The organism is Arenibaculum pallidiluteum (assembly GCF_017355985.1).
GTDB classification, from domain to species: domain Bacteria; phylum Pseudomonadota; class Alphaproteobacteria; order Azospirillales; family Azospirillaceae; genus Arenibaculum; species Arenibaculum pallidiluteum.
This window is the reverse complement of record NZ_JAFIQU010000002.1, coordinates 187,218-211,398: the sequence shown is the minus strand read 5'-3', so window position 1 is coordinate 211,398 and position 24,181 is coordinate 187,218. Positions and strand designations below refer to the sequence as shown.

Here is a 24,181-nt window from a genome sequence, read left to right as displayed (position 1 = left end):
GCTTCCGACGGCTGGCTGCGCCGGACGGCGCCGGCAGGGCTCAGGCCGCGGGCGGGCGCGGTTCTTCCGGCTTGCTGTCGAGCTTCTTGGCTGTGACCTGGTCCGGCTCGTCCTCGCTGAGGCCGCGCTTGAACGATTTCATGCCCTTCGCAAGGTCGCCCATGGCCTGGGGGATGCGTCCCGCCCCGAAGAGCAGGATCACGACAACCAGCACCACGATCCAGTGCATCAAGCTGAACGAGCCCAATCCGACCTCCGTTCCTTCGGTCGCTCGGGCAGACAATAGTCGCGCGCGCAGGCCGGCGCGACGGGTTTTCAACCGATCCGCGCTCCTTCCTGCCGCCGCAAAAAAAGCCGGGCCCGCAGGCCCGGCCAGTCCTGGGAGGAGATGCGTCCTGAGACGCAGCCGTCGTTCAGCCGGTACCCCACCGGCCCCGCCGACGGCGGCGGATCTCGTCGACTTGTTCCGGCCTCACATCAGGAGGTTCGGCAGGAACAGCGAGATCTGTGGGAAGAGGACCAGCACCGTCACGAGGATCAGGATCGTGGCGATGTGCGGAAGCGCCTCCACGAAGTATTCCTCGATCGTGCAGTCGAGCAGGCTGCACACCGCGAACATGGCGACGCCAACCGGCGGGGTCATGCCGCCGAAGGTCACGATCGTCATCATCACGATGCCGAAATGGACGTCGTCCACGCCGAGCTGCCGGACGATCGGCAGGAAAATCGGCGTCAGCAGCAGGACCAGCACGGTCGATTCGACGAAGCAGCCGGCGATCAGCAGGAACACGACGATCAGGAACACCAGTGCGATCGGGTTGGTCGTGAGCTCCAGCATTGCCGCGGCGATGGTCTGGGGACCTTGCTCGAAGATGATCGCGTAGCCGACCATGCCGGACAGCATGATGATCAGCACGATCATGCCGTTGTCGATCACGCCGTGCAGCAGGGCCTCGGCCGCGCCCTGCCAGGTCAGTTCCCTGTGCAGAAGCACGCCGACGATCACGGCATAGACCACCGCGAAGGCGCCGACCTCGGACGGGGTGAAGACGCCGCCACGGATCACGACCAGGAGCGCGATCGGGAACAGCAGCGCCCATTTGGCGTCCCACACCGCGGCGCCGATCTGCGCCAGGGTCGGCCGATGCAGCGTCGCGGACTTGTAGCCGCGCCGGCGCGAGATGAACCAGACCGTGAACATCAGGCCGGCCATCATCAGCAGGCCGGGAATCACGCCAGCCAGGAAGAGCCGGCCGATTGAGACGTTGCCGACGAAGCCGTACAGGATCAGCCCCAGGCTCGGCGGGATGGTGGCGGTGATCAGCGAGCCCACCGCGATAGTGGCGCAGGTGAAGCCCTTGGAATAGCCGTTCCGGATCAGGTCCGGCCCCAGGATCCGCGCCTCCATGGCGGCGTCGGCCACGGCCGAGCCGGAGACGCCACCCATCAGCGTGGACAGCACGATGCAGACCTGGGCCAGGCCGCCCGACATCCAGGAGACCAGGACCTCGGAGCAGCGGATCAGGCGGCTGGTGATGCCGGTCTTGTTCATCATGTGCCCGGCGAGCACGAAGAACGGCACGGCCAGGAGCGGGAAGCTCTGCGAGGCGGTCGCGACCTGCTGCACGCTGATCGACAGCGGGATCATGTCGCTCATGACGAAGAAGGAGAAGCCCGAGAGGCCGATGGCGAAGGCGACCGGCGCGCCCAGCACCATCAGGCCGAAGAAGATGACGGCAAGGAGCGTCACAGCGCGGTCTCCTCGAAGTTCGGCACCGCGGCGCGCGGGCTCGTGAAGACCGGCAGGGGCTGGTTCCAGAGCGAGCGCACCGTCTCGATCAGCTGGCCCGTGAGCGTGATCGCCAGCAGCAGACAGCCCACCGGCACGGCCGAGGTGACCCAGGCATAGCTGATGCCGCTGTCGCCGAACTCGCGCTCGAGGTTGAGCATGACGAGCCGGTAGCCCATCACCACCATGGTGACGAGAAAGGCCAGGATCAGCACGCCGCAGAAGAGGTCGACGAAGGCGCGCTGGCGCGGCGACGTCCAGCGGATGAAGAGGTCGACGGCGATCAGGCTGCGCTTGCGCATGGTCATGTCGGCGCCGATGAACGTTGTCCAGACGAACAGCAGCTGCGCCACGTCCATCGACCAAACGAGCGGGTAGCCGAACGAGCGCGATACGCCCGCGCAGAAGACCAGGAGGACGATCGTGGCCAGGAGGATCCTGCCGACGACTGACTCGATGAAGTAGATCGTGTTGGACATGGTGACGCAGTCCAATGACGTTGCCGGGACGAAGGGGAAGAAGCGACCGGGCGTCTCCGCCCGGTCGCGATCATCTGGTAAGGCGGATGCCGGAGGGCCTTACTTGACGGCCTGGTCCAACTCCTTCTTCAGGTCGGAGTAGCCGAGCTTCTCGTAGACGCCCGCGGTGGCCTGGCGGAACGGGGCGACATCGATCTCCTCGATGGTGACGCCCTTTTCCTGCATCTTCTTCTCGAAGTCGGCGAGCGAGGCCTGGGTCGCCCGCGAGGCGTTGTCGCCGGCCGCCAGGGCCTCCTCGCGCAGGACCTTCTTGTGGTCGGCCGGCAGCTTGTCGAACCAGGCGGCGCTGGTGACGATGCCGGTGATCAGGTTGATGTGGCCGGTCTTGGTGATGCGGTTGGTGACCTCGTAGAGTCGCGCGCCGAAGCTGGCGGGGTGCTGGGCTTCGACCGCGTCGATCACCTTCTGCTGCAGGGCGGGGTAGACCTCGGACCAGCCCATGGGCGTCGGCGTCGCGCCCATGGCGCGGATCGTCTCCATCCAGACCGGCGCGCCCGGGGTGCGCATGCGCAGGCCTGCCAGGTCGGCGGGCGTCTTCACCGGCTTGTTGGTCAACAGGTGGCGCTCGCCCTGCCACCAGTTGAAGGACAGGACCTGCAGGCCGGCGGACTTGCGCAGCTTCTCCGACCAGCCCTCGAACTGCGGCGAGGTCACGACCTTGCGCACGCCCTCGAAGCCCGAGGCCAGGTAGGGGGCGCCGAGGACGCCGAATTCCTTGGTGTAGACGGCCAGGCGGCCGCCATCGACGACGACCGCGACGCCGGCGCCGGCACGGGCCTGCTCCAGCACGTCCTCGTCCTTGCCGAGCTGCGAGCCCGGGAACAGGCGCACCGCGACCTTGCCCTGGGTCTTCGTCTCGACGCGCGCCTTGAACTCCTCAAGACCCTTGTAGAGCGGGTCCTCCATGGTCAGCGCGGTGTTGACGTTCAGCGTGTAGTCGGCGGCCCAGGCGCCGGTGGCGGAGACCGCGAAGGCCGCGCCAAGAGCAGCGGCACGCAGGCTTGTCAGCAAGGTCATCGTTTCCTCCAGGGAGTGTGCGCGCCGTTGCGGCGGCCTTGTTCGACGCGTGGTATGGTAGTATGTTGGCCAAGCAATTGGCAATGGCCTACTTTCCACACCTCCGAGGGGACCATCCCGCGATGCTGGCAAAGCTCGACACCAACTCCGACGAGCCAATCGCGAAGCGGGTGTTCCGGGAGCTGCGGAACGCCATTGTATCCATGCGGTTCCGGCCCGGCCGCGCCCTGTCCGAGCAGGAGATCGCGCGCCAGCTCGGTGTCAGCCGCCAGCCCGTGCGCGAGGCCTTCATCAAGCTCAGCGAGGCCGGCCTGGTGACGGTGCGCCCGCAGCGCGGGACCTTCGTCGTGAAGATCTCGGTGAAGCAGGTCTTCGACGTGCGATTCGTCCGGGAGGCGGTGGAGCTGGCCGTCGTGCGCAGGGCCTGCGAGGCGCTTTCGGCCGAGTCGCTCGACGAGATCCATGCGAACATGGCCGCTCAGCGCGCGGCCGCGGAGGCGCGGGACAACGAGCGTTTCCTGGAGCTGGACGAGGCGTTCCATCGCGCCATCGCGCTCGGCGCCGGGTGCGAGCGGGCGTGGCGCGTCGTCGAGGAAGCCAAGGCGCAAATGGACCGCGTGCGTTATCTGAGCCTTCCGAACGCCACGCCCATCGAGCGACTGATCGAGCAGCATCAGGAGGTCGTGGACGGCATCATCGCCCACGACGCCGAGCGCGCCGAGAGCGCCATGCGGCTGCACCTGCGGGAGATCCTGAGCTCGCTGCCCGAACTCGAGCGACGGTTCCCCGATCTGTTCGAGCATGACGGGCCGGGGACATCCAGCGCGGCGGCTTAAGCCGGACGGGGTATGTCGCCTCGGCTTGATCGCGTCGGAACTTGTATACTAGTATACAAAATTATTTCGGAAGGTTGCTCATGGTTGCCCTGGCCGTCGATAAGCCGCACGTACTGACTCTCCGCGAGGACGAGGCGCCCGCACCTCGGGCCGGCGAGGTGCTCGTCAAGGTGGCGCGGGCGGGGATCTGCGGCTCCGACCTGCACATCTTCCATGGCTCGAACCCCTTCGCGCGCTATCCGCGGATCATCGGCCATGAATTCGCGGGAGTGGTGGAGCAGGTCGGAAGCGGGGTCGAGGGGATCTCGCCCGGCGACCACGTGGTGGTCGACCCCGTGGTCGCCTGTGGGCACTGCTATGCCTGCCGGGTCGGCCGGCCGAACGTCTGCGCCAATCTCGAGGTGTTCGGCGTGCACCGGGACGGCGGCTTCCGGACCCGGGTTCCCGTGCCCGCCGGCAATGTCGTGAAGGTCGCGCCCGACCTGCCCCTGCCGATCGCGGCGCTCGCCGAGCCCTTCTCCATCGCGGCCAACGTGCTCCTGCGGACCGGGATCGATTCCGGCGATACGGTGCTGATCTACGGAGCCGGCACGGTCGGCCTGACCGTGCTGCAGGTCGCGCGCATGCACGGCGCGCGTTGCATCGTGACGGACCTCGATGATTCGCGGCTGGAACGCGCCCGCGCCTTTGGCGCCGATGTCGTGGTGAACCCGCGCCGTCAGCCGGTGCCGGACGCCGTCCGGGACGAGAACGACGGCCTGGGCCCGACCATCGTGATCGATGGCGCGGGCGTGCCGGCGCTGCTCGAGGAGGCGTGCCGCGTTGCGAGCCCGGCCGGTCGCATCGGCGTGCTGGGCTTCTCGCCCGCGCCCTGCAACATCAGCCAGCAGGAGATCGTCAAGAAGGAGCTGACCCTGGTCGGCTCGCGCCTGAACCGGGCCCTTCTGCCGCAGGTCATCCAGTGGCTCGAGACGGGCCGCCTGTCTCCTGCCGCGATGATCACCCAGACCTTCCCGATCGAGGCGGCGCCCGATGCCTTCGCCCTGATTGAGAAGGACCCGGGCTCGACCGTGAAGGTCCAGCTCGCCTTCGACGCCTAGAGCGGATCGCTCCCAGCCACCGCGTGTCAGTCAACGAAAGCGGGCGGAAGCCAGCCGCCCTGCCATAGGAGAGGATGCCATGGTTCTGAAGACCCCGATCACCCGCCGCGCCGCCACCGTCGGCCTCGGCGCCGCCTTCGCGCTCGGCATGGCCCCGGCCATCGTGCGCGCCCAAGCCAAGACGACGCTGAAGCTCGGCCATCTCGGCAACGAGGACAATGTCTGGCACAAGGCGGCGCTGCGCTTCGCCGAGGAAGTCGCCAAGCGCACCAACGGCGAGATCGAGGTCCGCGTCTTCCCCAACGAGCAGCTCGGCAAGGAGACCGACCTGATCAAGGGGATCCAGCTCGGCACCGTGGACTTCACCATCACCGGCGAATCGCTGCAGAACTGGGCACCCAGCGCCGCCCTGCTGGCGGTGCCCTATGCGATCCGCGACCTCGACCACCTCGACAAGATCGTGAACGGCGCGGTCGGGCAGAAGATCTCGGCCAATATCGAGGACAAGACCCAGCTCCGGACGCTGGCCTTCTTCGCCCGCGGGCCGCGGAACCTGACCTCGAACCGGCCGATCCGCACGCCGGACGAGCTGAACGGCCTGAAGATGCGCGTGCCCAACGTGCCACTCTTCGTGAAGTTCTGGGAATCCCTCGGTGCCAAGCCCACGCCCATGGCCTTCTCCGAGGTTTTCACCGGCCTGCAGAGCCATGTGATCGAGGCGCAGGAGAACCCGCTGGCCCTGATCAAGTCGGCGAGCTTCCACGAGGTTCAGTCCCACCTGAACCTCACCGAGCACGTGATCAGCTGGATCTATCTCGTGGGCGGCGCGCGCAAGCTCTCCCGCATGCCGCAGGCCCAGCAGCAGGCCATCGCAGAGGCCGCGAAGGCCGCCCAGGCCTACGAGCGCGGCCTCTTCGTCGAGGACGAGAGGCAGCTCGCCGCCGACCTAAAGGCCAAGGGCATGCAGTTCGTGGAGGTCGACAAGAAGGCCTTCGCCGAAAAGGGGCGCGCCGCGGTCGTCGCGGCCCTGAATCCCGAGGTCAAGCCGATCTACGAGGAAATCCTCGCGGCCTGAGGCATCGGCGCCGCGCGGCGCTTCAGGCACGAGACGACAAGCACGGGACAAGGGGCAGGAGTTCGGGATGCGTGGGATCCTCGGGGGGCTGGTCGCCGTCGTCGGCGCGATCTGCCGGTACGGCACGCTGGCGGCCTTCGCCGTCCTGGTGGCCGTCGTCACGTTGCAGGTGCTGGGACGGATCCCGGGCTTCCCCTCGCCCTCCTGGACCGAGGAGGTGGCGCGCTTCGCCCTGGTCTATCTCGTGGCCTTCTCCTGCGGCCTTGCGCTGCTCCGGGGCGAGCTCGTGAACGTCGACCTCTTCGTCGCCCCGCTGTCCGAGGGGGCCCGGCGCGTCGTCGACCGCGTCGTGGACCTGGTCATCCTGCTCTTCTCGCTGGCGATCATTCCGGGCGCCTATCTCTACGTCATGAACAGCTTCGGCGAGCGGGCGCGCTCCATCGACCTGCCCATGGTCGCGGTCTATCTGGTCGTGCTGATCATCCCGGTCTCGCTCGCCTTCTTCGCCTTCATCCGGCTCATCGGCGCCGCGCCAACCGCGCATCCGGCCAGCCATGGGGAGCTCGTCTGATATGGTCGCTGCGCTTTTCGGCACCTTCGCGGTCGCCCTTATCCTGGGGGTCCCGGTCGGCATCTCGCTCGGCCTCGCCTCGGCGGTCTATCTCTTCATGGCGGATATCGACCTCGCGGTCGTGTCGCAGTTCATGTTCGCGGGGATGGATTCCTTCGTCCTTCTCTGCATCCCCGGCTTCGTGCTGGCCGGCAACCTGATGAACGGCGGCGGCATCACCGACCAGATCGTCCGCTTCGGCAACTGCCTTGTCGGCCATATACGCGGCGGGCTCGGCCTCGCCAACGTGACGGGCTCCATGATCTTCGCCGGAATCTCCGGGACCGCGGTCGCCGAGACCGCCTCCATCGGCTCGGTGATGATCCCCGCCATGCGCAAGTCCGGCTACGACGCGCCCTTCGCGGCGGCGGTGACGGCGGCGGCCTCGACGGTCGGGCCCATCATCCCGCCCAGCGTGCCGATGATCATCGTGGGCACGCTGACGGGCCTTTCCGTCGGCAAGATGTTCCTGGCGGGCGCCATCCCCGGGCTGCTCCTCGGGCTCGGGATGATGCTCACGGTCTGGATCCTGGCCCGCCGGCGCGGCTATCCCAAGGGGACCTGGGTGGGCTTCCGGGAGCTCCTGCGGTCGAGCCGCGGCGCCTTCTGGGCGCTGCTGATGACGGCGATCATCCTGTTCGGCATCATCGGCGGCTACTTCACGCCGACCGAGGCCTCGATCGTCGCGGCCCTCTACGCCTTCGTGATCGGCCTCTTCGTCTACAAGGGCTTCCGGCTGTCCGACCTGCCGGGGATCATGCTGGAGAGCGCCATCGGATCCGGCGGGCTGATCCTGCTGGTCGGCCTCGCCAACGTGTTCGGCTGGATCCTGACCAGCGAGCAGATCCCGCAGGCCATCGCCGCGGCGATGCTCTCGGTGACGACCAACAAGTACATCATCATCCTGCTGATCAACATCCTGCTGCTGATCGTCGGCACCTTCATGGAGACGATCGCGGCGCTGATCATCCTGTTCCCGCCGCTGCTGGCCGTGGCGACCCAGGTGGGCATCGATCCCATCCACTTCGCGACCTTCGCGGTGCTGAACCTGATGATCGGGCTGACGACACCCCCGGTGGGCGTCTGCCTCTTCGTCGCGGCCAACATCGCCAAGATCTCGCTGGGCGCCATCACCCGCGCGGTCTGGCCCTTCCTGGTCTGCAACATCCTGATCCTGTTCCTGGTCTCCTTCGTCCCGGCGATCTCGCTGTGGCTGCCCAACCTGCTGCTGGACTGAGGGAGCGATGGTCCTGGCGCGGGGAACCGTGATGGACCGGCAGCGCGCCCAGGCGGCCGAGGGGCCGGCCAGCGCGCCCGGCATCCATGCCGCGCTGCGCCGGGACATCGTGGTGCTGGGCCTGCGGCCGGGCACGCGCCTCTCGGAGAACGAGCTGGCGGAGCGCTTCGGCACCAGCCGCACCCCCGTGCGCGAGGCGCTGATCCGCCTGGCCGAGGAGGGGCTGATCGAGGTGCGTCCGCAGCGCGGCAGCTTCGTGACCCGGATCTCGCTGCGCGCAGTGCGGCGCGCCCGCTTCGTGCGCCTCGCCCTCGAGGTCGCGATCGTGCGCAAGGCGGCGGAGGACGGGCTGTCGGCCGCCGCGATCGCGGAGATCGAGGCCGCCCTGGCCGAGCAGGAGGCTGAGAGGGCGGTCCCCGTGCGCTTCACTGTCGCCGACGAGCGCTTCCATCAGGCGCTTGCGGTCGGTATCGGGCTGGGCGAGGTCTGGGCCGTGGTCGAGCGGGAGAAGGCCCAGTTCGACCGGATCCGGTTCCTCAGCCTGTCGCGGGCGACGCCGGTCGACCTGCTGATCGAGCAGCACCGCGCGATCTTCAGCGCGGTCATGGCGCGCGATGCCGCCGCGGCCGAGGGTGCCATGCGGCGCCACATGGCCGAGGTGCTGAAGGTGGTGGACGACCTCGCGGCTGCCCATCCCGAACTGATCGCCGCGGACGAATGACTTGAAACCGCCGGAGCGCCGGGCCCTGTGCCGCGGCGCCCGGGAACGACGACGCCACGCCGCCGCACGGCCGGGCGCGAGCTTGAGGAGAGACGAGAATGGAACAGACGTGGCGCTGGTTCGGACCGGAGGATGCGATCCGGCTTCCGCACATTACCCAGGCCGGGGCGAGCGGCATCGTGACGGCGCTGCACCACATCCCCTACGGCGTCGAATGGACCGTCGAGGAGATCGAGAAGCGCAAGGCCGAGATCGCAGCCGATCCCGCGCTCGGCCTGCGCTGGAGCGTGGTCGAGAGCCTGCCGGTCCACGAATCCATCAAGATCGGGGAGGGCGACCTGGAGCCGCTCTTCGAGAACTACCGGCGCTCCATGCGCAACCTGGCAGCCTGCGGCATCACCAACATCTGCTACAACTTCATGCCGGTCCTCGACTGGACCCGCACCGACCTGGCCGCGCCGGTTCCGGGCGGCGGCCGCTCCCTGCGCTTCAACGCCCATGAGTACGCCGCCTTCGACTGCTTCATCCTGGAGCGTCCGGGCGCCGAGAACGACCACGCGCCCGAGGTGATGGCGCGCGCCCGCGCCTGGTTCGAAAAGGCCTCGGAGAGCGACAAGGCCAAGCTCCTCGGCAACATCATGGCCGGGCTTCCTGGCGCATTCGACCGCTACGACGCCCCGGGCCTGCGGCGCATGCTCGACCGCTACCGCGACATCGACCGCAACCGTCTGCGCGAGAACCTCGCCCGCTTCCTGCGCGAGGTGATCCCCACGGCCGAGGAGGTCGGGATCACCATGGCGATCCACCCCGACGACCCGCCGCGGCCGCTGCTGGGCCTGCCGCGGATCGTCAGCACCGAGGACGATCTGGCCTTCATCGTGGGCGCGGTCGATTCGCCGGCAAACGGCCTGACCTTCTGCACGGGGTCTCTGGGGGCGGGGCAGACCAACGACGTCCCGGCCATGGCCAGGCGCTTCGCGCGGCACGTCCACTTCGCCCATCTGCGCAACGTCCGCAAGGACCCCGACGGCTCGTTCGAGGAGGCCGCCCACCTGGGCGGCGACGTGGACATGGTCTCGGTGGTCACGACCCTGCTCCAGGAGCAGAAGCGACGCCGCGATGCCGGCCAGGAGCGCTGGCGGATCCCGTTCCGTCCCGACCACGGCCACGAGCTGCTGGACGACATCGGCAAGAAGACCCACCCGGGCTATCCGATGATCGGACGGCTGCGCGGCCTCGCCGAGATCCGCGGCGTGATGACCGCGGTCTCGTCGTTGCAGGGGTTGCCTCTCTGACCAGGCCAGCGGGCGGAGGGGCCCCGCTGAGTGGAAGCCCCTCCGCCGCCCTCAGCCCCGCGCTGCGGGCGGCTCCGGCCAGGGGCGCCGGGGGCCGCGGCGCTCCTCGTAGGCGCGGGCCAGGCGCAGCACGCCCAGGTCGTCGAAGCGGCGCCCGACGATCTGCAGCCCGATGGGCATGCCGTCGGGACCGAAGCCGCAGTTCAGCGAGACCGCGGGATTGGCGGCCATGTTCCAGACGACCGTGTAGCCGATATGCTCGAAGGGGCGCTCGGGGTCGTTGACAGGCGAGGCCCAGTCGGCCGGGAAGGCGCCGTTCGGCGAGGTCGGGGACAGGACGAAGTCGAGGTCGCGGAACAGCAGGGCGGCGCCCTGCGCCATCTCGACGGTGCGGTTGTAGCCGCGCATCACGTCCAGGCCGGAGCGGGTCGCCCCGGACTCCGCCCATTGCCTGATATAGGGCAGGATGCGGTCCCGCTCGCCCGGCGACAGGCGCGAGATGTCGTCCCAGGCCCGGGCACGCCAGAAATCGTCGAGCCCGTCCAGCATCGCCCGGGTCAACACGGGCGCGACCGGAACGATGTGGCAGCCCGCCTCCTCCAGCAGCCGGGCCGCCGCGGCGACCGCGTCGAGAATCTCCGGCCGGGGATCCATGCCCGCTCCGATGTCCAGCATCAGGCCCAGCCGCAGGCCGCGCAGGTCGATGCCGAGGTCCGACCAGTCGATCTCCGCGGGCGGCAGGCTCGACCAGTCGCGCCAGTCCGGCCGGGACAGGACCGACATCGCAAGCGCCGCATCGGCCACCGTGCGCGTCATGGGCCCCGCGACCCGGCCGAGATAGGCGGGATCGATGGGAACCCGACCATTGCTGGGCTTCAAGCCGACGATCCCGCACCAGGCGGCGGGAAGGCGGATCGAACCGCCGATGTCGGTCCCGAGATGCAGCGGGCCGTAGCCCGCCGCAGCGGCGGCGGCTGCCCCCGCGCTGGATCCGCCGGGATTGCAGGCGGGCTGCCAGGGGTTGCGCGTCAGCGGATGGAAGCTGGAGAGTCCGGAGGACAGCATCCCGAAGTCCGGCATCGTCGTCTTGCCGAGGATCACGGCGCCGCCCTCCCGCAGGCGGGCCGCGGGCGGGGCGTCCGCCCGCGCGGGCTCCAGCGGCCTGGCCGCGGTGCCGAGCGGGACCGGTGTCCCGGCGGTGGCGATGTTCTCCTTGATGGTCACCGGCACGCCGTCCAGCGGGCCGAGCGGCTCGCCGGCCAGCCAGCGCGCGTCCGATGCCGCGGCCGATGCCAGTGCCGCTTCGGGATCGAAGGCGTAGAGCGCCCGGAGGTGCGGCTCCCACGCCGCGATACGCCCGATCACCGCCTCGGCCACCTCGCTCGGCCGCAGCGCCCGGCGGCGGTACAGGGCGGCGAGCTCATGGGCCTCGATGTCGGGGATTCCGTTCATGGGTCTGCGCCTCGGGCTACGGTTGCGGGGCGGTGATGGCAGGCCGGTAATGGCAGGGCTGGGCTGGCCCGGTGCCGGCCGCGGGTGATGCGACCTCGGACGGGCCCGGCAAGGTTCCCGTAGGAGAGCCGCGAGCGTCAACCGCCAAGCAGCCGCCGAGCGCTGCCTGCTGCCCGAACGGGGCCGCCCCTCCGCGCCCGGAAGCCGTCCGGGCGACCCCGGCAGGGCACCGCGCGGCCGGGCTGGCAGCCTTGATTCCGGGGTATCGCCCGCGTATCGTGCGCCGCACCGCAACGAAACCCATGTGACGAGAATGGCGCCAGCCAGCGCGCCCCCGGCCGCTACCGGGTCCGGCGACCGGCCCCTAGCCTTCCAGGGGCTGATCCTCAAGCTTCAGGAGTTCTGGGCGAGGCAGGGATGCGTGATCCTGCAGCCCTATGACATGGAGGTGGGCGCGGGCACATCGCATCCCGCGACCACGCTGCGGACCCTGGGGCCGAACCCCTGGCGCACGGCCTATGTGCAGCCGTCCCGCCGGCCGAAGGACGGCCGCTACGGCGACAACCCCAACCGGCTCTACCAGCACCACCAGTTCCAGGTGATCCTGAAGCCCTCGCCCGAGAACGTGCAGGAGCTGTACCTGGAAAGCCTGCGGGCGCTCGGGGTCGACACGCTTCAGCACGACATCCGCTTCGTCGAGGACGACTGGGAAAACCCGACGCTGGGCGCCTGGGGCCTGGGCTGGGAAGTCTGGTGCGACGGGATGGAGGTGACGCAGTTCACCTACTTCCAGCAGCTCGGCGGCTTCGACTGTACCCCCGTGGCGGCGGAGCTGACCTACGGGCTCGAGCGGCTGGCCATGTACATCCAGGGCATCGAGAACGTCTACGATCTCGACTTCAACGCCGCCGGCTTCTCCTACGGGGACGTCTTCCGTCGGCCGGAATACGAGCATTCCGCCTACACCTTCGAGCATTCGACGGTGGAGCGGCTGTTCCGCTGGTTCGGCGACTACGAGGCCGAGTGCAAGGTGCTGCTGGAGGCGGGCCTGGCGCTGCCGGCCTACGAGTACTGCCTGAAGGCCGGGCACGTCTTCAACCTGCTGGATGCGCGCGGCGTGATTTCGGTCGTCGAGCGCGCCGCCTATATCGGCCGGGTGCGCACCCTGGCCCGCGCCTGCTGCGAGGCCTGGATGGCCGGCCTCGCCGCGGCCGAAGCCTGAGCCCGGGACGCGAACCATGGCCGAACTCCTGATCGAACTCTTCTCCGAGGAGATCCCCGCCCGCATGCAGGCGAAGGCGGCGGAGGACCTCCACCGGCTGGTCACGCAGAGGCTGGCCGCCAACGGCATCGTCCACGCGACCGCGCGCTCCTACGTCACGCCGCGCCGGCTGACGCTCGTGGTCGAGGGAATCCCGCCCCAGCAGGAGGCCGTCACCGAGGAGCGCCGCGGCCCGCGCGTGGGCGCACCGCAGGCGGCCCTGGACGGCTTCCTGAAGGCCGCAGGCGTCACGCTGGAGCAGTGCGAGCAGCGCGATACCGGCAAGGGCGTCTTCTACTTCGCGACGATCCACCGCGAGGGCCGGCGCACGGCCGAGGTGCTGCCCGAGCTGATCGCCGGCGCCATCCTCGAGATGCCCTGGCCGAAATCCATGCGCTGGGCCGGGCATGCCATGCGCTGGGTGCGCCCGCTGCACACGATCCTGGCGGTCTTCGACGGGAAGCCCCTTTCGGGCGGCATCGCGCTCGGCAGCGCCGTGACCGGCGAGGCGCCGTCCTTCCGCCGTGATGGCGGGGACCGCCCCTTCGGCGCCACGACCCGTGGCCACCGCTTCCTCACCCCAGGCGTCTTCGAGGTCGTCTCCTTCGCGGAGTATCGCGACCGGCTGCGCGCCGCCCATGTGGTGCTGGACCGCGACGAGCGGAAGGCGACGATCCTTTCCGAGGCGCACCGCCTGGCCGCGGCCGAGGGGCTCGAGCTGATCGAGGACGAGGGCCTGCTGGACGAGGTCGCGGGTCTGGTCGAATGGCCCGTGCTGTTCATGGGCCGCATCGACGAGCAGTTCATGGACGTGCCGCCCGAGGTGCTGATCACCTCCATGCGCACGCACCAGCGCTACTTCGCCCTGCGCGGCGCGGACGGGCGCTTGGCCCCGCGCTTCGTGGTGGCGGCCAACATCGTGCCGAGCGACGGCGGGGCGACCATCGTCCACGGCAACGAGCGCGTGCTGCGCGCCCGCCTGTCGGACGCCAAGTTCTTCTGGGACCAGGACCGCAAGACGCCGCTCGAGGAGCGGGTCCCCGCGCTGAAGGACATCGTCTTCCACGCGAAGCTGGGGACCCTGGCGGACAAGGTCTCGCGCCTGGAGTGCCTGGCTGCGGACCTGGCCCGGCGCCTCGGCGCGGATGCCGACCAGGCGCGCGCCGCGGCCCGCCTCGCCAAGGCGGATCTCGTCACCGGCATGGTCGGCGAGTTCCCCGAGCTCCAGGGCGTCATGGGGCGCTACTATGCCCTGCAGCAGGGCGCCGACGTCGCGATCGCCGACGCCGTTGCCGAGCACTACAAGCCGCTGGGGCCGTCGGACCGCTGCCCGCAGGCGCCGGTCTCGGTCTGCGTGGCCCTGGCCGACAAGCTGGACACGCTGGCCGGCTTCTTCGCCATCGACGAGAAGCCCACGGGCTCCAAGGATCCCTATGCGCTGCGCCGGGCGGCGCTGGGCGTCATCCGGCTGATCGTCGAGAACGGCTTGCGCCTGCCGCTCCGCGCCGTGCTGGGCGAGGCCGTCCGGCTCTATGCCGGGGCCGGAATCGCCGCGGCCGCCGCGCGCGCCGAGGCCGTGCCCGGCGAGCTGATCGAGTTCTTCGCCGATCGGCTGAAGGTCGTGCTGCGCGACCAGGGCGTGCGCCACGACCTCGTGGACGCCGTCTTCGCCCTGGGCGACGAGCACGACCTGGTGCGGCTGCTGGCCCGGGTGCGGGCGCTGCAGGACTTCGTCGGCTCGGATGCGGGGGCGAACCTGCTTGCGGCCTATCGCCGCGCCACGAACATCGTGCGCATCGAGGAGAAGAAGGACGGCGCCGTCTACGGCGGCGATCCCGCCGACGCGCTTCTCGATCAGGAGGAGGAGAAAGCCCTGTTCCGCGCGCTGCGCGACGCACGGGCGCGGGCGGTACCCCTGCTGGAGCGGGAAGACTTTTCCGGATGCATGGCCTCGCTCTCGGATCTCCGGGGGCCGGTCGATGCGTTCTTCGACCGTGTGACCGTCAACACGGACAGAGCGGAGCTGCGGGCCAATCGTCTGCGGCTGCTGAGCCAGATCCGCGCCACGCTCGACCAGGTGGCCGAGTTCTCGCGGGTCGAAGGATAAGAGAGGGATCGAGATGGCGAGCCAGGCCAAGTGGGTCTACGGCTTCGGCGATGGAAGCGCCGAGGGCCGGGCGGACATGAAGAACCTCCTCGGCGGCAAGGGCGCGAACCTGGCCGAGATGAGCAATCTGGGACTGCCCGTCCCGCCCGGCTTCACCATCACCACCGAGGTCTGCACCTATTTCTACGACAACGGGAAGACCTACCCGCCCGAGCTGAAGGACCAGGTCGCAGCGGCCGTCGCCCGCATCGAGGCGAGCGTCGGCGCAAGGTTCGGCGAACCCGCGAATCCGCTGCTGGTCTCGGTCCGCTCGGGCGCCCGCGCGTCCATGCCGGGCATGATGGACACGGTGCTGAACCTTGGGCTGAACGACACGACCGCCGAGGGGCTGGCGAAGCGCTCGGGCGATCCGCGCTTCGCCTATGACAGCTACCGCCGCTTCATCCAGATGTACGGCAATGTCGTCCTCGGCGTGGACCACCACCATTTCGAGGAGATCCTCGAGCACGCCAAGCGCGACCGCGGCATCGACCTCGATACCGACATGAAGGCCGAGGACTGGCAGGCCGTCATCAAGGACTACAAGAAGATGGTCGAGTCCGAGCTGGGCCGGCCCTTCCCGCAGGACGTCCAGGAGCAGCTCTGGGGCGCCATCGGCGCCGTCTTCGGCTCGTGGATGAACCAGCGCGCCATCACCTACCGCCGGCTCCACGAGATCCCGGCGAGCTGGGGCACGGCCGTCAACGTGCAGGCCATGGTCTTCGGCAACATGGGCCAGGACTGCGCCACCGGCGTCGCCTTCACGCGCAATCCCTCGACCGGCGAGAACAAGTTCTACGGCGAGTACCTCGTCAACGCCCAGGGCGAGGACGTGGTCGCCGGCATCCGCACCCCGCAGCACCTGACGATCGCCGGCAAGGTCGCGAACAAGTCCGACCTGCCCGCCATGGAAGAGGTGATGCCGGAGGTCTTCGCCCAGCTCGACGCCGTGCGCCTGAAGCTGGAGCGGCACTACCGCGACATGCAGGACATCGAGTTCACGGTGCAGCAGGGCAAGCTCTACATGCTGCAGACGCGGACCGGGAAGCGCACCGCGGCCGCCGCCCTCAAGATCGCCGTCGACATGGCTGAGGAGGGGCTGGTCGACCGCCGCGAGGCGATCAAGCGCATCGACCCGGCCTCGCTGGACCAGCTTCTGCACCCGACGCTGGACCCGAAGGCGAACAAGACCGTGATCGCCCGCGGCCTGCCTGCAAGCCCCGGCGCCGCCTCGGGCAAGGTGGTCTTCACCGCCGACGAGGCCGAGCAGCTCTCCGGTCGCGGCGAGGCGGTAATCCTGTGCCGGGTCGAGACCAGCCCCGAGGACATCCACGGCATGCACGCCGCCCGCGGCATCCTGACCACCCGCGGCGGCATGACCAGCCACGCGGCGGTCGTGGCCCGCGGCATGGGCCGGGCCTGCGTGGCCGGCGCCGGCGAGCTGCGCATCGACCACAAGACGCAGACGATCTCGGTGCGCAACGTCACCATCAAGGCCGGCGAGATGCTGACCATCGACGGCTCGACCGGCGAGGTGATGCTGGGCGAGGTGCCGACCGTGCAGCCCGAGCTCTCCGGCGACTTCGCGACCCTGATGGGCTGGGCCGACGAGATCCGGCGCATGAAGGTTCGCACCAATGCCGAGACGCCGCTCGACGCCCGCACCGCGCGGCGCTTCGGCGCCGAGGGCATCGGCCTGTGCCGGACCGAGCACATGTTCTTCGATCCCGAGCGCATCCTTGCGGTGCGCGAGATGATCCTGGCCGAGGACGAGGCCGGCCGGCGGGCGGCGCTCGCCAAGATCGAGCCCATGCAGCGCCGCGACTTCGTCGAGCTGTTCTCGATCATGAAGGGCCTGCCGGTCACGATCCGCCTGCTGGATCCGCCGCTGCACGAGTTCCTGCCGACCTCCGAGGAGGACATGGCCGAGGTCGCCAAGGCCGCGGGGCAGGACGTGCCGAAGGTGCGCCAGCGCGCCCTGCAGCTCCACGAGGCCAACCCGATGCTCGGCCATCGCGGCTGCCGTCTCGGCGTCTCCTATCCCGAGATCTACGAGATGCAGGCCCGGGCCATCTTCGAGGCCGCCGCCGAGGTGCAGAAGAGCTCCGGCGAGACCGTCACCCCGGAGGTGATGATCCCGCTGGTGGGCACGAAGCGCGAGCTCGACATCCTGAAGGCGGTGATCGACCGGGTGGCGGGCGAGGTGCAGCAGAGCTCGGGCGTGAAGTTCGACTATCTCGTCGGAACCATGATCGAGCTGCCGCGGGCTGCCCTGCGCGCCGCCGAGATCGCCGAGAGCGCCGAGTTCTTCAGCTTCGGCACGAACGACCTGACCCAGACTACGCTCGGCATCAGCCGTGACGACGCGGCCTCGTTCCTGCCGGAATACCAGCGCCAGGGGATCTTCGAGCAGGATCCCTTCGTGACCCTGGACCAGGAGGGCGTGGGCGAGCTGGTGCGCCTGGCCGCCGAGCGCGGCCGCAAGACGCGCGCCGACATCAAGCTCGGCATCTGCGGCGAGCACGGCGGCGACCCGGCCTCGGTCCATTTCTGCGAGACCGTGGGCCTCGACTACGTCTCCTGCTCGCCCTACCGCGTCCCGATCGCCCGCCTGGCGGCCGCCCAGGCGGCTATCAGCAAGGAGCGCACGGCCCGCGACTGACGGCCGCCCCGGCGGCCGGCCATGCTACGTAGGGCAGGGGCCCGCGCGGAAACGCGCGGGCCCTTTCCATTTGGAAGCCGTCCTGGGCAGACCGCGTTGGCGGTTATGATCGTCCATGCCTGGAAGGCGCCGGCCTCGTGCGCCGTTGCGCCGGCCGCGGCGGGGCGCTAGCTCTGCGTTTCCGGCCCGGCCGCGCCGCCGGGCCTTGCCGCTGCAGGAGTGACAGTCGCCATGAGAGCCGCGCTCTTCGAGAGGTTCGGGGGTCCCATCGGGGTGGTGGAGGTCCCGGATCCCTCCTGTCCTCCCGACGGGGTCGTGGTGCGGGTCGAGGCCTGCGGGGTCTGCCGGTCCGACTGGCACGCCTGGAAGGGCGCCGATCCCGACGTGGCGGCGCCTCATGTGCCCGGCCACGAGTTCGCCGGGGTCATCGAGGCGGTGGGGCCCGAATGCCGCCGCTTCCAGGTCGGCGACCGTGTCACCGCCCCCTTCATCCTGGCCTGCGGGCAATGCCCGGACTGCCTGGGCGGCGATCCCACCGTGTGCGACCGGCAGCAGGTGATCGGCTTCACCGCCTGGGGCGCCTATGCCGAGCTTCTGCCCGTACCGCGAGCGGATTTCAACCTCGTGCGCCTGCCCGAGGCGATCGGCTTCGTCGAGGCCGCCGGCATGGGCTGCCGGGTCACCACCGCCTTCCGCGGGCTCGTGGACCGCGCCCGGCTCGCACCCGGCGAATGGCTGGCGGTGCATGGCTGCGGCGGCGTCGGGCTCTCGGCGGTGGCGATCGCCGCCGCGATCGGCGCGCCCGTGCTGGCCATCGACGTCAACGAGGGCGCACTGGAGATGGCCCGGTCCCTGGGCGCCACGCTCACGCTGAACGCCGCCGGTCAGGACAAGGTCGCCGAGGCGGTGAGGGACCTGACCGGCGGCGGCGCGCATGTCTCCATCGACGCGCTCGGCGTCACGGAGACCTTCCACAACTCGATCCGCGGGTTGCGCAAGCTCGGCCGGCACGTGCAGATCGGCATGCCTCTGGGCCGCCATGCCGAGCCGCCGATCCCGCTGCTCGAGACCGTCTATTCCCGCCAGATCGCGATCCTCGGCACCCGCGGCATTCCCGCGAGCCGCGTGCCGGCCTTGCTGGAGATGATTGCGGCGGGGCGCCTGGACCCCGCGCGGCTGGTGACCAAGCGCATCCCGCTGGCAGAGGCCGGGGACGCGCTGGCCGCCATGGACGGCTATGCCGGCGTCGGCATCACGGTGATCGACCGGTTCTGAGGGGGCCGGGGTGCCCCGCCCCAATCAGGGCTGCCCCGAGGTCAGGGCCGCGCCGGCAGCATCGCCTTGATCTTCTCGGCGACGCCGGTGCCGATCGCCTTGTGGGCCTCGGGGCTCAGATGCACCCCGTCGACGCCGTCGGTCGATGCGAGCTTGCCGACGTCGAGGAACTCGGCCCCGGCGGCCCTGGCGACGGGCTCGTAGTAGCGCGGCAGCTCCTTCGTCTTCTCGACGCCCCCGGCGAAGCGCTCCGCGCGCGATGGCGGGGCGAGCTTGCCGAGGGGCGGCGGCGCGAGGACGAGGACTTTCGGGGCGGGGTAGGCCGTGCCGACGCCGCCCTTGGTCTGGGCCACGATGTCGATCAGCTTCCCCATGCCGAGCGCGATGCGGTAGGCCGAACGGTCGAACATCGTCTTGACGTCGTTCGTGCCCAGCATGATCACGACGAGGTCGAGCGGATGGTGCGTCGCGACCGCCGCCGAGAGATAGGCCGACCCGTCCAACCCCGCGCCCGAGATGTGGGGCAGCGTCGGGTCGGGCACGTCGGTCGTGCGCGCGCTCAGCCCCTCCTCGACGACCTCGTAGCCGGATCCCAGCGCGGCCTGGAGGACCCCTGGCCAGCGCACGTCCTTGGGATAGCGCGTGGTCACGCCGCTCTCGACGGGGATGTAGCCCCAGGTGTTGGAATCTCCGTAGACCATGATGCGCCTGGTCGTCCCCTCGGCCGCATGGGCTGCGCTTCCGGCAAGCAGGGCGACGGCCGCCAGGGCCCCGATGAGGCTTCGCCGTGTGATCATGGGTGCTTCCCTCCCGTTCCGTTGTCGGTCTTGATCCTGCACCGGGGCACGTGCCCGCGCGCCAGCGTCACTCCGCGGCGGCGCTGGCGGGCACGGCGAAGCGCCGCTCCATCTCGCGCCGGGTGCGCACGGCCTCGCTGTCGGGAACCTCGGCGTCGGCCCAGCGCACCATGGTGCCGGCCGGCACGTCGCGCAGCAGCCGGACCCTGTGGGCGAGGCCGATGGGCAGGCCGCCCTCGCGCAGGCTGCGCTCGGCCGGGACCACCTTGCCCCAGACGGTGTAGCCGCCTTCGCCGTCCAGCATCTCGCCTGCCCGGAGGTCACGCTTGGCGACCGCCACCACGTCGCCTCGGAAGGCGCGGGTCTGGCCCGTGGGCTCGCCCCGAAGGGCGGCCGAGAGCACCGAGATGCCAAGCTCGAGCCCGATCAGGTGATAGGGCTTGTACATGGCGGCGAACCAGCCGCTGTCGTCGGTCCGCAGCCCGTACTGGCGGAAGCAGGACCGGGCATAGTCGTTGGGCGCCTTCAGCACGACATAGACGCCCCAGCGCAGGTCCCGGAAGACCGGGCGCCCGTCGCGCTCCAGCGACGAGACGACCTCGACGGTGCCTTCGGCCTCCAGCATGCCGCCGGCCGCGCGCGGCCGCAGCACATGCGGCAGGTCGTCGACGCCGCAGGGCGGGAAGGCGAGCCCGTCCGCGGGTACGGCGAGGTCGCAGCCATTGGCGATGGCCGCCATCTCGATGGCCGACTTGGTCCCGTCCAGGAAGGAGTTGAACATCTGCGGGTTCATGCCCGCGCGCTGCGCCTCCTCGGGCGTCAGGCCGTAATGGCCCCAGACGTCGTCCGGCGTCACCGTATGGTAGGCCGGGAGGTACTTCGTGCCTTTGCCGGCGGCCACTACCTGGAAGCCGCAGGCGCGCGCCCAGTCCACCATCTCGGAGGTCAGGGCCGGCTGGTCGCCATAGGCCATGGAATAGACGACGCCCCGCTCGCGGGCCTCCTCGGCCAGGAGCGCGCCGGCCAGCACGTCGGCCTCGACGTTCACCATCACCACATGCCTGCCCGCGGCGATGGCCGCGCGCGCATGCGCGATCCCGGCCGCGGGCGAGCCGGTCGCCTCGATCACCACCTCGACCCCGGGCGCGGCGCAGGCATCAAGGCCGCTCCCGACGAAGGCGGTGCGTCCGATGCGCGCCTCGTCCCAGCCGACGCGGCGGCAGGCCTCCCGCGCCCGGTCGGGATCGAGATCGGCGATCACCGCCACCTCCACCCCGGGCGTGGTCGGGACCTGGGACAGGAACATGGAGCCGAACTTGCCGGCCCCGATCAGGCCGACCCTGACCGGGCGGCCGGCCCGGATCCGTGCCTGGAGCAGGTGATGGAGGTTCATGGGGCGGGTCCTTCCGCGATCGTTCCGGCGAAGGGCCCGGGCGTTCCGGTTGGATGCCCGGGCCTCGATCTCACGTCATTCGGCGGCGATGCGGTGCGCCTGCGCGTAGCGCAGCAGGGCGTCGTCCGCGACCGTCGCGATGGGCGTGAAGTCGGTATGCGCGATCCACTCGGGACGGGTCGGCTTGCGGATATGGTTCGAGACCGTGCAGAGCGTCAGGTACACGATCTTCCGGGGATAGGGCGTGATGTTGCCGGCGGAGCCGTGGACGAGGTTGCCGTGGAACATCAGGACCGAGCCCGGCTTGCCCGTGGGCGCGACGATCCCGCCTTCCTCCACCAGCCGCGCAACCGTGTCGTTGTCGAGCGTCCACAGCGGGTAGGAGGTCGTGCTGCGGTCATGGCCGGCCGCCAGGGTCCCGTGCGTGTGGCTGCGCGGGATCAGCATCAGCGGGCCGTTGATCGGCATCACCTCATCGATGAAGACCGAGATGTTCATGGCCCGCGGCTCGGGCATGCCGTCGTCGCGCGCCCAGGTGCCGTAGTCCTGGTGCCACTGCCAGACCTCGCCGTCGAAGGCCGACTTGGCGTTGATCTTGTACTGGTGCATGTAGAGCTTCTCGCCGAAGAACTGCTCCACCGGCTCGATCAGCCTCGGATGGGCGCCCAGGATGCGGAAGGCCTCATTGTAGGTATGCGCCGCGAAGGCGGTGCGGGGCGAGCCGTTCTTCTCGCGCCAGACCTCCTGGCGGGGGCTCCTGTAGATGGTCTCTGCCTCCCGGCGCAGGAGATCGACCTCCTCCTGCGAGAAGACCTCGGGCAGGAAGATGTAGCCCTGCTCTTCGAACTCCTGGAGCTGCGCGGGGGTGAGCTTCATGGATGGTTCCTCCGTTGGGCCGTCGTGTGTTGAGCCGAGGTCGGCTCCGCGGGCTCGGTCGCCGCGGAGTGCGGGGCGGGAAGGGCGGTCAGGCGGCGGTCGACAGGGCGGCAAGGCGCAGGTTCGTCGCCTCCGCCGCGCGCATCGTATGGGCGCGGGCCGCCTTCTCGGCCCCGTCGGCATCGCCCACCAGGATCCGGTCGGCGATGGCGGCGTGCTCCTCCCAGACCAGGGGGCGCTCGCCCGCATTCACCAGCACCATGCCCATGGACCGCTTCAGGTGCGGCCATTGGGCGGCGAGCGTCTCCTCGATGGCGGCGTTGCCGGACAGGCGGTAGACCGCGCCGTGGAAGGCGACATCGGCCGCGACGAACGCGGCCACGGGATCCTCTGTCCCCAGGGCCGCGCCGCGCGCCAGCGTCTCGCCGAGGGACGCGCGGTCCCCGGCGGGTGCGGATCCAGCCGCCACCCGCCCGGCGGCAAGGCGCGCGGCCAGCGAGTCCAGTGCGCTGCGAACCTGATAGAGATCGCGGATACGGCCGGGCTCGATGCGCGCGACGATGAGGCCGCGCCGACCCGTCTCCTCCAGCAGCCCCTGGTGCCGCAGGAGCTGAAGGGCGTGGCTGACCGGCTGGCGCGAGACGCCCAGGGTGGCAGCCAGCTCGTCCTGGCGGATGCGTTCGCCGGGCTCGAGAAGGCCCTCGGTGATCGCCTCGACCAGCCGCGCATGGACCTGCGCGATCAGGCTCGGCTGGGATTCCAGGGGCCTCATACCGCCTCCGGCACGGTCATGTTTCAGATTTCCGAATTCGGAATTCCGAACGCGATCGTCCGCCTTGCGGATTGTTCGAGTCAAGTGCGAATACGGGTGAGGCTTGGCCGGGCTCCGCGCCGCTGCGCCGAGCCGTCATGGACTTCAGAACGGGTTCCCGGTTGCTCTCGTCCCCCTACACCTGCGCCAGCCAGGGCGGACATTGCTGAGGGCTCATGCGCCTTGTGATCTCGAATCGTCTCAGCCAGCGGTCGACGGCGTCCACCAGATGCGTGCGCAGCGCCTCGGCCGCACGCTCCGGCTGGCCGGCCAGGAGAAGGTCGATGATGGCGAGATGCTCGTTCAGGGCGTCCTCGATCATTTCGATGGGGATGCCCAGGTAAGGGTCGAAGAGGTAGCGCGTCGGGCCGAACAGGAGGTGCGTCCGGCGCAGCGCCGACAGGATCTCCTGGTTCGGGCACAGGCCCAGCAGATCGATGTGGAGCTCCTTCTCCACCCCGTTGAACTCGGCGCTGTCGATGGGCGACGCGGCCCGCGTGGCGACCACGTGGTCGCGCATGGCTGCAAGCGTCGCACGCGGCGCGATTCGGGCTGCCTGCAGCAGGGCCGGGGGCTCGAGCAGCCAGCGCATCTCGTAGAGGTCGCGGATACGGTCCGGATTCATCCGGCCGGCAATCCAATGCCCGGCGCTGTCCTTGGTGACGAGGCCGAAGCCATGCATGCGCGCCAGCAGATCGCGCGTCACGGTCCGGCTCACGTCGAAATGCTGGGCGAGGCGCTGCTCGTTGATCCGGACCGAGCCGAACAGCGTCTGGGCGAAGAGCTGCTGTTCGACCTCCTTGTACATGCGCTCCCATTGCCGCGGGGTGGAGATCTTGACGGGGTCGAGAACGGCGTCGCCGACCGTCCCCGCCGGCGCCCCGGCGACGCGGTAGCCGCGGCCGGGCAGCTCCTCGACCAGGCCGTCGCGGCACAGCCACTTCAGCGCTTGCCGCGCGGGCGACCGGCTGATTCCGAAGGCGCGCACGATCTCGGCCTCCAGCAGGCGTTCACCCCTCTTGATCTGGCCGTCCTCGATCATGCCCCGCAGCAGCCGGTAGGCGCGTTCCCGCAGCGATCCCTCCCGATCGGCTTTCCCGTCCGTCCGAACGGCGGTCTCGGCGTTCTTCATCGGCGTTAGCGCCTCCCGATTTCGTCCCACAGGCCTCGCCAGGCGAGCCCTGAGGAGCTACCCGAGGCCGCATGCCCACTGCAAGCACGCGCGACCGGCTGCTGCAGCCTTGACGACGCCCCGCGGATAGTTTTATACGGAAACGTATTTTGGATGC

At 69.8% G+C, this 24,181-nt stretch carries 21 protein-coding genes; 11 read left to right on the top strand and 10 right to left on the bottom strand.

Annotated features, from left to right (window positions below):
• Nucleotides 1-40: 40 nt before the first annotated feature.
• From JUB13_RS05005 to JUB13_RS04990, 4 genes are all read right to left on the bottom strand, one after another.
• On the bottom strand, nt 41-247 hold the full coding sequence (locus JUB13_RS05005; RefSeq protein WP_207477651.1) for a twin-arginine translocase TatA/TatE family subunit: 207 nt from the start codon (nt 245-247) through the stop codon (nt 41-43).
• A 225-nt stretch (nt 248-472) separates the two neighbouring features.
• Nucleotides 473-1,750: a TRAP transporter large permease gene (locus JUB13_RS05000; protein ID WP_207477649.1), complete on the bottom strand. Its 1,278-nt coding sequence runs from the start codon at nt 1,748-1,750 to the stop codon at nt 473-475.
• Nucleotides 1,747-2,268, bottom strand: a complete 522-nt coding sequence (locus JUB13_RS04995; RefSeq protein ID WP_207477648.1) for a TRAP transporter small permease — start codon at nt 2,266-2,268, stop codon at nt 1,747-1,749. Before JUB13_RS04995 ends, JUB13_RS05000 begins: the two co-directional genes overlap by 4 nt.
• Before the next feature lie 99 nt (nt 2,269-2,367).
• Nucleotides 2,368-3,345 carry a C4-dicarboxylate TRAP transporter substrate-binding protein gene (locus tag JUB13_RS04990; RefSeq protein WP_207477646.1) on the bottom strand — a complete coding sequence of 326 codons (978 nt, stop codon included), beginning with the start codon at nt 3,343-3,345 and terminating at the stop codon, nt 2,368-2,370.
• A 122-nt stretch (nt 3,346-3,467) separates the two neighbouring features.
• Between JUB13_RS04990 and JUB13_RS04985 the strand changes: the two genes are divergently transcribed.
• From JUB13_RS04985 to uxuA, 7 genes are all read left to right on the top strand, one after another.
• Nucleotides 3,468-4,181 (top strand): GntR family transcriptional regulator, encoded by a 714-nt coding sequence (locus JUB13_RS04985; protein WP_207477644.1) that lies wholly within the window; start codon nt 3,468-3,470, stop codon nt 4,179-4,181.
• Between the two features lie 80 nt (nt 4,182-4,261).
• Nucleotides 4,262-5,281 (top strand): Zn-dependent oxidoreductase, encoded by a 1,020-nt coding sequence (locus JUB13_RS04980; protein ID WP_207477643.1) that lies wholly within the window; start codon nt 4,262-4,264, stop codon nt 5,279-5,281.
• 79 nt (nt 5,282-5,360) lie between these two features.
• On the top strand, nt 5,361-6,356 hold the full coding sequence (locus tag JUB13_RS04975; RefSeq protein WP_207477641.1) for a TRAP transporter substrate-binding protein: 996 nt from the start codon (nt 5,361-5,363) through the stop codon (nt 6,354-6,356).
• A 67-nt stretch (nt 6,357-6,423) separates the two neighbouring features.
• Nucleotides 6,424-6,927: a TRAP transporter small permease gene (locus JUB13_RS04970; RefSeq protein WP_207477639.1), complete on the top strand. Its 504-nt coding sequence runs from the start codon at nt 6,424-6,426 to the stop codon at nt 6,925-6,927.
• A gap of 1 nt (nt 6,928) precedes the next feature.
• Nucleotides 6,929-8,203, top strand: coding sequence for a TRAP transporter large permease (locus tag JUB13_RS04965; protein ID WP_207477638.1), 1,275 nt, complete (start codon nt 6,929-6,931; stop codon nt 8,201-8,203).
• A gap of 7 nt (nt 8,204-8,210) precedes the next feature.
• Nucleotides 8,211-8,924 carry a GntR family transcriptional regulator gene (locus JUB13_RS04960; protein WP_207477637.1) on the top strand — a complete coding sequence of 238 codons (714 nt, stop codon included), beginning with the start codon at nt 8,211-8,213 and terminating at the stop codon, nt 8,922-8,924.
• Nucleotides 8,925-9,022: 98 nt separating this feature from the next.
• On the top strand, nt 9,023-10,219 hold the full coding sequence (gene uxuA / locus JUB13_RS04955) for a mannonate dehydratase (RefSeq protein WP_207477635.1): 1,197 nt from the start codon (nt 9,023-9,025) through the stop codon (nt 10,217-10,219).
• Nucleotides 10,220-10,270: 51 nt separating this feature from the next.
• Here the strand turns inward: uxuA and JUB13_RS04950 are convergent, their stop codons facing one another.
• Nucleotides 10,271-11,671 carry an amidase gene (locus JUB13_RS04950; protein WP_207477633.1) on the bottom strand — a complete coding sequence of 467 codons (1,401 nt, stop codon included), beginning with the start codon at nt 11,669-11,671 and terminating at the stop codon, nt 10,271-10,273.
• A 313-nt stretch (nt 11,672-11,984) separates the two neighbouring features.
• Here JUB13_RS04950 and JUB13_RS04945 point away from each other — a divergent pair, with 313 nt between their 5' ends.
• From JUB13_RS04945 to JUB13_RS04930, 4 genes are all read left to right on the top strand, one after another.
• Nucleotides 11,985-12,893, top strand: coding sequence for a glycine--tRNA ligase subunit alpha (locus JUB13_RS04945; protein ID WP_207477631.1), 909 nt, complete (start codon nt 11,985-11,987; stop codon nt 12,891-12,893).
• A 16-nt stretch (nt 12,894-12,909) separates the two neighbouring features.
• The gene (gene glyS, locus JUB13_RS04940; protein WP_207477630.1) at nt 12,910-15,039 is read left to right on the top strand and encodes a glycine--tRNA ligase subunit beta; all 2,130 of its coding nucleotides are present in this window, start codon (nt 12,910-12,912) and stop codon (nt 15,037-15,039) included.
• Nucleotides 15,040-15,052: 13 nt separating this feature from the next.
• Nucleotides 15,053-17,740 (top strand): pyruvate, phosphate dikinase, encoded by a 2,688-nt coding sequence (ppdK, locus tag JUB13_RS04935; protein WP_207477628.1) that lies wholly within the window; start codon nt 15,053-15,055, stop codon nt 17,738-17,740.
• Nucleotides 17,741-17,971: 231 nt separating this feature from the next.
• On the top strand, nt 17,972-19,015 hold the full coding sequence (locus tag JUB13_RS04930) for a zinc-dependent alcohol dehydrogenase family protein (RefSeq protein WP_207477625.1): 1,044 nt from the start codon (nt 17,972-17,974) through the stop codon (nt 19,013-19,015).
• 41 nt (nt 19,016-19,056) lie between these two features.
• On the opposite strand, the gene JUB13_RS04925 is transcribed toward JUB13_RS04930, so the two are convergent.
• The 5 genes from JUB13_RS04925 to JUB13_RS04905 all read right to left on the bottom strand — a co-directional run bounded on the left by JUB13_RS04925 (nt 19,057) and on the right by JUB13_RS04905 (nt 24,024).
• Entirely contained in the window at nt 19,057-19,812 is a 756-nt protein-coding gene (locus JUB13_RS04925) for an SGNH/GDSL hydrolase family protein (RefSeq protein WP_207477623.1), read from the bottom strand.
• Between the two features lie 67 nt (nt 19,813-19,879).
• Nucleotides 19,880-21,205 (bottom strand): NAD(P)H-dependent oxidoreductase, encoded by a 1,326-nt coding sequence (locus JUB13_RS04920; protein ID WP_207477622.1) that lies wholly within the window; start codon nt 21,203-21,205, stop codon nt 19,880-19,882.
• 75 nt (nt 21,206-21,280) lie between these two features.
• The gene (locus JUB13_RS04915) at nt 21,281-22,081 is read right to left on the bottom strand and encodes a phytanoyl-CoA dioxygenase family protein (RefSeq protein ID WP_207477620.1); all 801 of its coding nucleotides are present in this window, start codon (nt 22,079-22,081) and stop codon (nt 21,281-21,283) included.
• An 88-nt stretch (nt 22,082-22,169) separates the two neighbouring features.
• Nucleotides 22,170-22,853 carry a GntR family transcriptional regulator gene (locus JUB13_RS04910; RefSeq protein WP_207477618.1) on the bottom strand — a complete coding sequence of 228 codons (684 nt, stop codon included), beginning with the start codon at nt 22,851-22,853 and terminating at the stop codon, nt 22,170-22,172.
• Nucleotides 22,854-23,028: 175 nt separating this feature from the next.
• Entirely contained in the window at nt 23,029-24,024 is a 996-nt protein-coding gene (locus tag JUB13_RS04905) for an FCD domain-containing protein (RefSeq protein ID WP_207477617.1), read from the bottom strand.
• Nucleotides 24,025-24,181: the final 157 nt, after the last annotated feature.

What these genes read in the sequence shown, in the direction of transcription:
- JUB13_RS04995 (WP_207477648.1), bottom strand. Translation starts at nt 2,268, where the DNA reads ATGTCCAACACGATCTACTTCATCGAGTCAGTCGTCGGCAGGATCCTC.
- JUB13_RS04990 (WP_207477646.1), bottom strand. Translation starts at nt 3,345, where the DNA reads ATGACCTTGCTGACAAGCCTGCGTGCCGCTGCTCTTGGCGCGGCCTTC.
- JUB13_RS04985 (WP_207477644.1), top strand. Translation starts at nt 3,468, where the DNA reads ATGCTGGCAAAGCTCGACACCAACTCCGACGAGCCAATCGCGAAGCGG.
- JUB13_RS04980 (WP_207477643.1), top strand. Translation starts at nt 4,262, where the DNA reads ATGGTTGCCCTGGCCGTCGATAAGCCGCACGTACTGACTCTCCGCGAG.
- JUB13_RS04975 (WP_207477641.1), top strand. Translation starts at nt 5,361, where the DNA reads ATGGTTCTGAAGACCCCGATCACCCGCCGCGCCGCCACCGTCGGCCTC.
- JUB13_RS04970 (WP_207477639.1), top strand. Translation starts at nt 6,424, where the DNA reads ATGCGTGGGATCCTCGGGGGGCTGGTCGCCGTCGTCGGCGCGATCTGC.
- JUB13_RS04965 (WP_207477638.1), top strand. Translation starts at nt 6,929, where the DNA reads ATGGTCGCTGCGCTTTTCGGCACCTTCGCGGTCGCCCTTATCCTGGGG.
- JUB13_RS04960 (WP_207477637.1), top strand. Translation starts at nt 8,211, where the DNA reads ATGGTCCTGGCGCGGGGAACCGTGATGGACCGGCAGCGCGCCCAGGCG.
- uxuA (WP_207477635.1), top strand. Translation starts at nt 9,023, where the DNA reads ATGGAACAGACGTGGCGCTGGTTCGGACCGGAGGATGCGATCCGGCTT.
- JUB13_RS04950 (WP_207477633.1), bottom strand. Translation starts at nt 11,671, where the DNA reads ATGAACGGAATCCCCGACATCGAGGCCCATGAGCTCGCCGCCCTGTAC.
- JUB13_RS04945 (WP_207477631.1), top strand. Translation starts at nt 11,985, where the DNA reads ATGGCGCCAGCCAGCGCGCCCCCGGCCGCTACCGGGTCCGGCGACCGG.
- glyS (WP_207477630.1), top strand. Translation starts at nt 12,910, where the DNA reads ATGGCCGAACTCCTGATCGAACTCTTCTCCGAGGAGATCCCCGCCCGC.
- ppdK (WP_207477628.1), top strand. Translation starts at nt 15,053, where the DNA reads ATGGCGAGCCAGGCCAAGTGGGTCTACGGCTTCGGCGATGGAAGCGCC.
- JUB13_RS04930 (WP_207477625.1), top strand. Translation starts at nt 17,972, where the DNA reads ATGAGAGCCGCGCTCTTCGAGAGGTTCGGGGGTCCCATCGGGGTGGTG.
- JUB13_RS04925 (WP_207477623.1), bottom strand. Translation starts at nt 19,812, where the DNA reads ATGATCACACGGCGAAGCCTCATCGGGGCCCTGGCGGCCGTCGCCCTG.
- JUB13_RS04920 (WP_207477622.1), bottom strand. Translation starts at nt 21,205, where the DNA reads ATGAACCTCCATCACCTGCTCCAGGCACGGATCCGGGCCGGCCGCCCG.
- JUB13_RS04915 (WP_207477620.1), bottom strand. Translation starts at nt 22,081, where the DNA reads ATGAAGCTCACCCCCGCGCAGCTCCAGGAGTTCGAAGAGCAGGGCTAC.
- JUB13_RS04910 (WP_207477618.1), bottom strand. Translation starts at nt 22,853, where the DNA reads ATGAGGCCCCTGGAATCCCAGCCGAGCCTGATCGCGCAGGTCCATGCG.
- JUB13_RS04905 (WP_207477617.1), bottom strand. Translation starts at nt 24,024, where the DNA reads ATGAAGAACGCCGAGACCGCCGTTCGGACGGACGGGAAAGCCGATCGG.